The sequence below is a fragment of the bacterium genome (genome assembly GCA_024228115.1).
In the GTDB taxonomy this organism is placed as follows: Bacteria; Myxococcota_A; UBA9160; order UBA9160; family UBA6930.
In genome coordinates this window covers 44,965-52,399 of record JAAETT010000175.1, presented here as the reverse complement: position 1 = coordinate 52,399, position 7,435 = coordinate 44,965, and the positions used below count along the sequence as shown (strand labels likewise).

Below are 7,435 nucleotides of genomic sequence, written 5' to 3'. Positions count from 1 at the left end.
GAATCTCCCGCCACTCCTCGCTCGACCGCCTCACCTTCCCGTTCGCTTGCACCCGCATGCCGCCTCCTCCCGGATTGTCATGCGGTGGGTCTACATCTCGCCGGCGAGCCCGGGAAGAACGGCGATATCCGGCCGCTTACATCTTGCTGGCTCTCGCCCTCGTCCTACCGGCGGGCGCGACCCTGGCCGCGGATCCCGTCCATGACCTGGCCGGTATCTACGATGTCGTTGGTGAAACCATCATCGGCGAGACAGGCGTCCGCTTCGTCATGACCGGCAGCCTCGTCGTTCGCCAGAAGGGTCCGAACCTGGACATCTCGACCGAGGCTTCCGTCAAGCGAGTTGCGGGCGATGCCGGCCCCGCCAGTCTCAAGTTCATCACCCGCGGCGACTCGGTCCTGGTGGGCGACAAGATCGAGGGCGAGCTCGAGGTCCAGACGATCGTGGGCATGGTTCCCGGCGTGGACGTCTCGGTGCCCGGGATGACCAAGAAGACCGTCCCGACCTTCATTGCGAAATCGTCCGGTGTCGTCGTGGAGGAAGGAAAGCTTCACTTCGTGTTGACGTCGGGCACCGAAGTATTCGGGCCCGGTGCCGATCGCCGGACCACCATCGACGCTGTGCGGGTCGCCCGCAAGCCCTGGGAACTCAAGAAAAAGAAGAAGAAGTAGTCGTCGACGGAGCCGTGACGGGGGATTCGCACCTGCTCCGGGACCGTTAGGATCCGCGCGATGCCGAGAGCGCTTCGCAGAGGAACCCGGCTCGGCAAGTACCGCCTGGACCGAGCCATCGGGAAAGGCTCGTTCGGTGCGGTCTGGAAGGCTCGCGACACCGTCGAGGGCCGCTTCGTTGCGCTGAAGGTGGCGGACGCCGAGATGATCGAGGAGCACGGGCGGGCGGCCATCGAGCACGAGGCGCGGGTAGCGCGTCGTCTCGACCATCCGAACGTGCTCAAGGTCTACAACGCGGACTGGATCGATGGGCAATTCGTGTTGGCGACGGAGCTGGCCGAGCGCAGCCTTGCGGACTACATCGGTGCCCGCCGCTCTGGCCCCATCGCTCTCGGCGTGATTCGCGGCATCGCAGCGGGGCTGGCCCACGCCCACGAGCGCGGCGTTCTGCATCGGGACGTGAAGCCCGAGAACGTCATGATCTTCAAGGATCGACGCGCGGCCCTGGGTGACTTCGGAGTCTGGCGGCTCGCCAAGGGTGCGACCGCCACCTACACCGAGGCAGGCACTCTTGGCTACATGGCCCCCGAGCAGGCCTACGGCCGTCCTCGGCTCAGCTCTGACGTCTTCTCGGTCGGATTGATCGCCTACGAGCTCCTGACGGGAAAGATCCCGAGCTGGCCCTTCGAATGGCCACCGCCGAATGCGAAGAGCTTTCTCGCGAAGGTGCCGCCGGCTGTGCAACCGGTCCTTCGGAAAGCAGCCAGTTTTGACCCCAAGGGTCGCTACCCGGATGCCATGACCTTCCATGGCGCCCTTGAACGAGCATTCGACCGGGCCGAGCTGGCCTCCGCACCCCGGCAGCGAAAACGGCGACGGACGCAGACCCAGCTGCGTTCGCCGATGGTGATCGAAGCCGAGCACTTCCGCCGCCGCCACGGCGCGGCCCTCGGCATGCGCTATCGCTGCCATCGCTGCGACGGACCGATCGCGGAGGCGATGGCCTGGTGTCCCTGGTGCGGAAGCCCCGACAACTCGTTCCGCGAAATCACCCGCTATCCGCTCGTCTGCCCCGAGTGCGAACGAGGTGTCCGGGCCGAATGGACCGCCTGCCCCTGGTGCTACCCCGGCCGCTTGGAAGGAAACGGCCGAGATCCGCGGCCCGATGCATGCGCCGAACGTGCCTGCCCGAGGCGGGGCTGCGGCGGGGAGCTGCGCCTCTTCATGCGCTACTGCCCCGAGTGCAAGCAGAAGCCCAAGCGGCCCTGGTCCCACCCGGATCTTCCGGACCGCTGTCCGCGCTGCCGCTGGCCTGTCTCCAAGGCACATTGGCGCCACTGCCCCTGGTGCGGCCGGCGAGAAGCGAAAGCGGGATCCTTCTCGTAGCTAGGAAGTCAACGAGCGGGGACGGGGTTTACAATTGACTTGATTGGCAGCGGAGCCGCCAATCAAGTCAATTGTAAACCCCGTCCCCGCTCGTTGACTTTCCTAGGGGCGGAAGACGACCAGGGTGGCGTCGTCGGGCTTGGATGGGCCGCCGTGTTCGCCGAGCATCCGCTTTCGGCACGTCGTACGAATCGTTTCTACGCCTTGCTCCAGCGGCCCGGTTCGGATGGCGTCTACGATCTCCTGCTGTCTCAGGTTGTCGAGCACTCCATCCGTTGCGAGGAGCAGGGTGTCGCGGGGAGCCATCGTCACCGCGCTGCCGACTTCGATGCGCATGTCGGTCGTGCCCACTGCATTCGAGATCAAGTGCCGCTCGTCGTGTTGGAGTGCCTCTCGCTCGTCGAGCAGGCCGGCCTCCTGTGCGTAGCCGACCGGCGAATGGGCCACAGTCTGGAGCTTGATGCGCCCGCGTTGGCCCACCAACAGGATGGCCGCATCTCCGACGTGAAACGTACGCAGCTCCCGCCCGCGCACCTCAACCACCGCCAGGGTGGTGGCCGCGCCGGTGCCGCCGAGGGTGAGCTCCCGATTCGCGGCTTCGATGCCATCGAGGATCGGAGTGCGCAGGCTGTCTGCCGTCGGATCCGCCGCGAGCAGTGCATCCCACAGACATTCGAGCACCTTGCGCGAAGCGCTCTCGCCGGCTGGATGCCCACCGACCCCGTCGGCAACTGCGAGAATGCCGCCCGACCCGAGTGGGAACATGCCGGCTGCATCCTCGTTCAGTTCCCGGCCGGGAGCGGCTGATGTGAACAGGAAAGCGTTCCCGCCTGCGATGGCCAGCCGCTCTGTCTCCTCCAGGGATACGCCCGCAACGAGCCGGCCCTGGGGCGAGCTCGGCTCGGTCACGCGTCTCCGAGCCCCAACACCCGCTCCATGTCGTAGAGGCCAGGCCCGCGCTCACTCACCCAGGCCGCAGCACGAACCGCGCCGCGCGCGAAGTGGTCGCGGGTCATGGAGCGATGGGCAAGTTCGAGGCGCTCCCCCTGGCCGACGAGGTGGAGCGTGTGTTCGCCCGGGTTGTCGCCGCCGCGCAGGGTCTGGATACCGATTGCGCCTGTCGGTCGTGCGCCCGTGAGGCCTTCGCGCGAGAGCACCTGGTGATCGGCGAGCCGCTCGGCGCGGCCTTCCGCCACGGCGGCACCCAGGCGCAGGGCCGTACCGCTCGGTGCATCGACCTTCGCGGAATGATGCAGTTCGACGATCTCCGCATCGAAGCCGTCTCCGAGCAGACGGGCTGCTTCCCGGGCCAGGTGGAAGAGGACGTTCACCGCGACCGAGAAGTTCGCAGCCACGACCATCGGAACTTTCTCGGCCAGCGCTTCCAATTCAGCGCGTTGCTTCGCATCGAATCCGGTGGTTCCCACCACGCAGGCAACCCCACGGTCGCTGGCTGCCCGTACCACGTCGAGACTACCTGCCGGGTTGGCGAAAACGATTGCCACATCGCAACGCTCGAGTGCGGCGCCGGCATCGTCTTCGATGCAAACGCCCGGTGCGATTTCCTGGCCCAATCGGGGATGGCCCGGCGCCTCGAGCGCCGCACGTAGCGAAAGTGCCGGATGCCCCTCGAGGGCAGCCCGCACCCGCTCTCCCATCCGCCCAAGGGCGCCAACGACGAGAACGCGTCCACTCACAGGAGGCCGAATTCCTTCATGGCGACCTGCAGGCGTTCGCGATTCGGTGGCGTGATCGGTGTCAGCGGAAGGCGAAGCTCGTCGCTGCACAGCCCGCGTAGTGCGAGCGCCGTCTTCAACGGAATCGGATTCGTCTCACAGAAGAGCACGTCGAAGAGCGGCAGCAGGCGATAGAAGGTTTCCCTGGCGCGTTCGAGATCGCCTGTCTGATGCGCTCGCACCAGCTCTACCATGTCAGAAGGCGCCACGTTGGCCGCCGTGGAGATGACTCCCGATCCGCCCAACGTCATCATCGGAAGCGCGGCCCAATCGTCGCCTGAGAGCACGCTGAAATCATCCGGTGTCGCGGCGATCATGTGGGCGACCTGGTTGAGGTCTCCACAAGAATCCTTGACCGCCACGACCTGCTCGATTTCGGCAAGCCGGGCAAAGGTTTCGGGCAGGATATTCGACGCCGTGCGCCCGGGAATGTTGTAGACGACCAGCGGGAAGGCTGTTTCCGCGGCAATCGCCGCGTAATGTCGGAGAATGCCTTCCTGGGTGGGCTTGTTGTAGTACGGAGAGATCAGGAGCGCGCCGTCGGCGCCGGCTTCCTTGGCGTGGCGAGTGAGCTCGATGGCCTCCAAGGTGGAATTCGATCCGGTACCGGCCACGACCTGCACGCGGCCGCGCGCAGCTGCCACCACCACTTCGATCACCCGCCGGTGTTCGCCGTGGCTGAGCGTGGCGGATTCACCGGTCGAGCCGCAGGGTACGAGACCGTTCACTCCAGCGGCGATCTGGATCTCCACCAGCTCCTGGAGTGCACGCTCGTCCACCGCCCCATCCCGGAAGGGGGTGACCAGCGCTGTCAGCACACCTTCGAACATGCTCACCCCTTTGCCAATGCGGCCAGGTCGATCTCGCCGGCGAAGACGGTCGACGCCGGTCCCGTCATGAAGACACTGGTGGTTCCACCACCCCAGGAAACATCCAGTACGCCGCCGCGCAGCACAACGGCAACCTCGGGATCCACTCGGTCCTGGAGCATGAGGGCTACCGCAGCCGCGCAGGCGCCGCTGCCGCAAGCCAGTGTCTCGCCGGTTCCGCGTTCCCAGGTGCGTTGGAGGATGCGCGAGCGATCCTCGACCTGTACGAACTCGACGTTCACCCGGTTCGGAAACGCCGGGTGGTTCTCCACCAGTGGGCCCACCTTCTCGACCGGATACGCGTCGAGATCATCGACCCGTGTCACGCAATGGGGGTTGCCCATCGAGATCGCGGAGACCTCGAGCGATCGTTCGTCCACCTCGAGTGCTACGCCCAGGACCGGGCCCTCGCCCGCGGGATCGCCCAGGGTGGTCGGGATCTTGGCCGGCGCGAGGACCGGCGGTCCCATATCGACGGTTACGCGGCCTTCGCCGGCCCAGCGCGGAAGTACGACGCCGGAGAGTGTCTCTACCCGCACTTCGTTCGCCTCCGTGTGGCCAGCGTCGCGGAGGTATTTGAAGAAGCAGCGGATGCCGTTCGCGCACATTTCCACCTGGGAGCCATCCGCGTTGAAGATTTCCATCCGGAAATCTGCGCAGGCGCTGGGCCGCACGACCAGGAGCTGGTCGAAGCCAACGCCCGTGTGGCGGTCTCCCAAAGCAGCGGCGAGAGGCTCGAGCGGCGGAAGCTCCGCGCGAAGGCCGTCGAGCACGACGAAGTCGTTCCCGGCGCCGTGCATCTTCACGAACGGAGTGATGCTCACGGCGCAGGCGACTCCGCCGGGACTTCGGCCGGAGCCGCTTCCTCCGCGGTCGCCCCCCCTGGGGCCGGAGTCGCTTCGGGTGCGGGCTCCGGCGGGAGGTTGCGAACCGGAGGCCCGTATTTTCCGCAACCGAGCGTCAGGCCAAAGGCCAGAAGCAGTCCGAACCCGAGTTCACGCATTCTCACGCTTCCTTCTCCTGTTCCAGATCGAGCCTTGTTGCGGCCTCGGTCAGAGCCTCTTGAACCTGAGCGCGAGCGGTTCCGCCGGGAAGCGCCCGTTCTTCGAGCGCCCGTTCCAATGCCAACAGCTCGTCGGCCCCGGCGGGAAATGCCGGATGGAAGCTTCGCAGCGCCTCATGGGACAAGCCTCCCAGATCGAGATCGTTCGTCTCGCAATGGGCGACCAGTTTGCCGACCACCTCGTGAGCCTCGCGGAAAGGCACGTCCTCGCGTACCAGCGCCTCCGCCAGATCCGTGGCCAGCAGCATCGGATCACTGGCCGCATCGCGCATGCGCGATGCGTTCACGGTGAGCGTTGCCAACGTGCCCGCGCTCACCTCGAGGCAATCCCCCAACGTGCGCGCCGAGTCGAAGATCGGCTCCTTGTCTTCCTGGAGGTCCCGGTTGTAGGTGAGGGGCAGTCCCTTCAGTACCGTCAACAGGGTCACCAGGTTTCCGATCGCCCGGCCGCTCTTGCCACGTACCAGCTCCGGGACGTCCGGATTCTTCTTCTGGGGCATCAGGCTCGAGCCCGTCGAATACGCGTCGGCCAGGTTCACGAAGCCGAACTCACTCGTGGACCACAGCACCAGCTCATCGGCGAAGCGTGAGAGGTGCACCATGGTGATGGCCACCGCCGACAAGAATTCGAGCCCGCAGTCCCGCGATGCCACCGAATCCATGCTGTTCCGGGAGGGGCCCGTGAAGCCCAGGCTCTCCGCCGTATGGTCCCGATCGAGCGGCAGGGTGGAGCCCGCCAGCGCGCCGGAGCCAAGCGGCGCCCGGTCGAGCCGTGCGCGCAGGTCGCGGAAGCGCCCGGCGTCCCGGGTCCACATCTCGAAGTAGGCGAGCCAGTGATGGGCCAGCCGCACGGGCTGGGCCCGTTGCAGATGGGTGTAGCCAGGCAGCACTGTATCGACGTGCTCCCGGGCGCGTTCGAGCAGTACGCCACGCAGTTGGGCCAGCCCGGCTTCGGCGGCGGAAGCCGCATCGCGCAGGTAGAGCGTCAGATCTGTGGCGATCTGGTCGTTGCGGCTCCGGCCGGTGTGCAAGCGGCCCGCTGCGGGGCCGATGCGCTCCCGCAACGCGGACTCCACGTTCATGTGGATATCCTCGAGGGCATCGTCGAAGACGAAGTGGCCGGCTTCGATATCCGCTCCGATGCTCTCAAGCCCCTCCACGATGGCAGCGACGTCGGCCGGTTCGACCAGCCCTGTCTTGCCGAGCATGCGGGCGTGGGCGATCGAGCCGCGCAGATCGTACCGCGCAAGCGCCTGGTCGAACGCGACGGAGGCGCTAAAGCGTTCGACCGTGGGATCGGTTGCTTGCTGGAAGCGGCCACCCCAAAGCTTGGTCCGAGCCTGTTCATCCTTCCCTGACATAGAGAAACTCTCCGAAAAACCGGGCCGTTCCGCAACGGGTCCCTGGGCCCCGGCTGGCATGGACACCGGATCCTCTCAATGGGTACCGGCCTTCAGGATAGGCGGCTGGAATTTCACGGCCCGGCAGCGCTGGCGCAGGTGGAACCCGGGTCCTGCGGGCGGCCCCCAACGCCATGTGCGAGTTTCCCTCTCGGGGGTGAGCCGGTCCGGCCAGGCGCAAGTGTGCCCGGAGTCCAAGGCCGGCGCCTGGCTCATCGAGACGGGTGGACGGCCTCTCCAGTCGAGGATCGTGCGTGGCAGCAAGGCGGAAAAAGACAGGAAAAGCCGGGAAGCGTTCCGGCGGGGGCTC

General features: G+C 66.5%; 8 protein-coding genes. 2 read left to right on the top strand and 6 right to left on the bottom strand.

Features of this window, described 5'->3' with window-relative positions:
- The first annotated feature begins 143 nt into the window (after positions 1-143).
- Together GY937_08920 and GY937_08915 are read left to right on the top strand one after the other, a co-directional pair.
- On the top strand, positions 144-671 hold the full coding sequence (locus GY937_08920) for a hypothetical protein (protein ID MCP5056830.1): 528 nt from the start codon (positions 144-146) through the stop codon (positions 669-671).
- Positions 672-731: 60 nt separating this feature from the next.
- On the top strand, positions 732-2,057 hold the full coding sequence (locus GY937_08915; GenBank protein MCP5056829.1) for a protein kinase: 1,326 nt from the start codon (positions 732-734) through the stop codon (positions 2,055-2,057).
- A gap of 102 nt (positions 2,058-2,159) precedes the next feature.
- On the opposite strand, the gene GY937_08910 is transcribed toward GY937_08915, so the two are convergent.
- Genes GY937_08910 through argH form a run of 6 tightly spaced genes read right to left on the bottom strand, consistent with a single transcriptional unit; the run spans position 2,160 to position 7,086 of the window.
- Positions 2,160-2,966: a serine/threonine-protein phosphatase gene (locus GY937_08910; GenBank protein ID MCP5056828.1), complete on the bottom strand. Its 807-nt coding sequence runs from the start codon at positions 2,964-2,966 to the stop codon at positions 2,160-2,162.
- Complete coding sequence (locus tag GY937_08905; GenBank protein MCP5056827.1) at positions 2,963-3,715, bottom strand: 4-hydroxy-tetrahydrodipicolinate reductase; 753 nt, start codon at positions 3,713-3,715, stop codon at positions 2,963-2,965. Before GY937_08905 ends, GY937_08910 begins: the two co-directional genes overlap by 4 nt.
- A 35-nt stretch (positions 3,716-3,750) precedes the next feature.
- Positions 3,751-4,623 (bottom strand): 4-hydroxy-tetrahydrodipicolinate synthase, encoded by an 873-nt coding sequence (locus GY937_08900; protein MCP5056826.1) that lies wholly within the window; start codon positions 4,621-4,623, stop codon positions 3,751-3,753.
- A 2-nt stretch (positions 4,624-4,625) separates the two neighbouring features.
- On the bottom strand, positions 4,626-5,462 hold the full coding sequence (gene dapF / locus GY937_08895) for a diaminopimelate epimerase (protein MCP5056825.1): 837 nt from the start codon (positions 5,460-5,462) through the stop codon (positions 4,626-4,628).
- A gap of 20 nt (positions 5,463-5,482) precedes the next feature.
- Positions 5,483-5,671 (bottom strand): hypothetical protein, encoded by a 189-nt coding sequence (locus GY937_08890; GenBank protein ID MCP5056824.1) that lies wholly within the window; start codon positions 5,669-5,671, stop codon positions 5,483-5,485.
- Positions 5,668-7,086: an argininosuccinate lyase gene (argH, locus tag GY937_08885; protein MCP5056823.1), complete on the bottom strand. Its 1,419-nt coding sequence runs from the start codon at positions 7,084-7,086 to the stop codon at positions 5,668-5,670. The genes GY937_08890 and argH overlap by 4 nt, the downstream gene beginning before the upstream one ends.
- Positions 7,087-7,435: the final 349 nt, after the last annotated feature.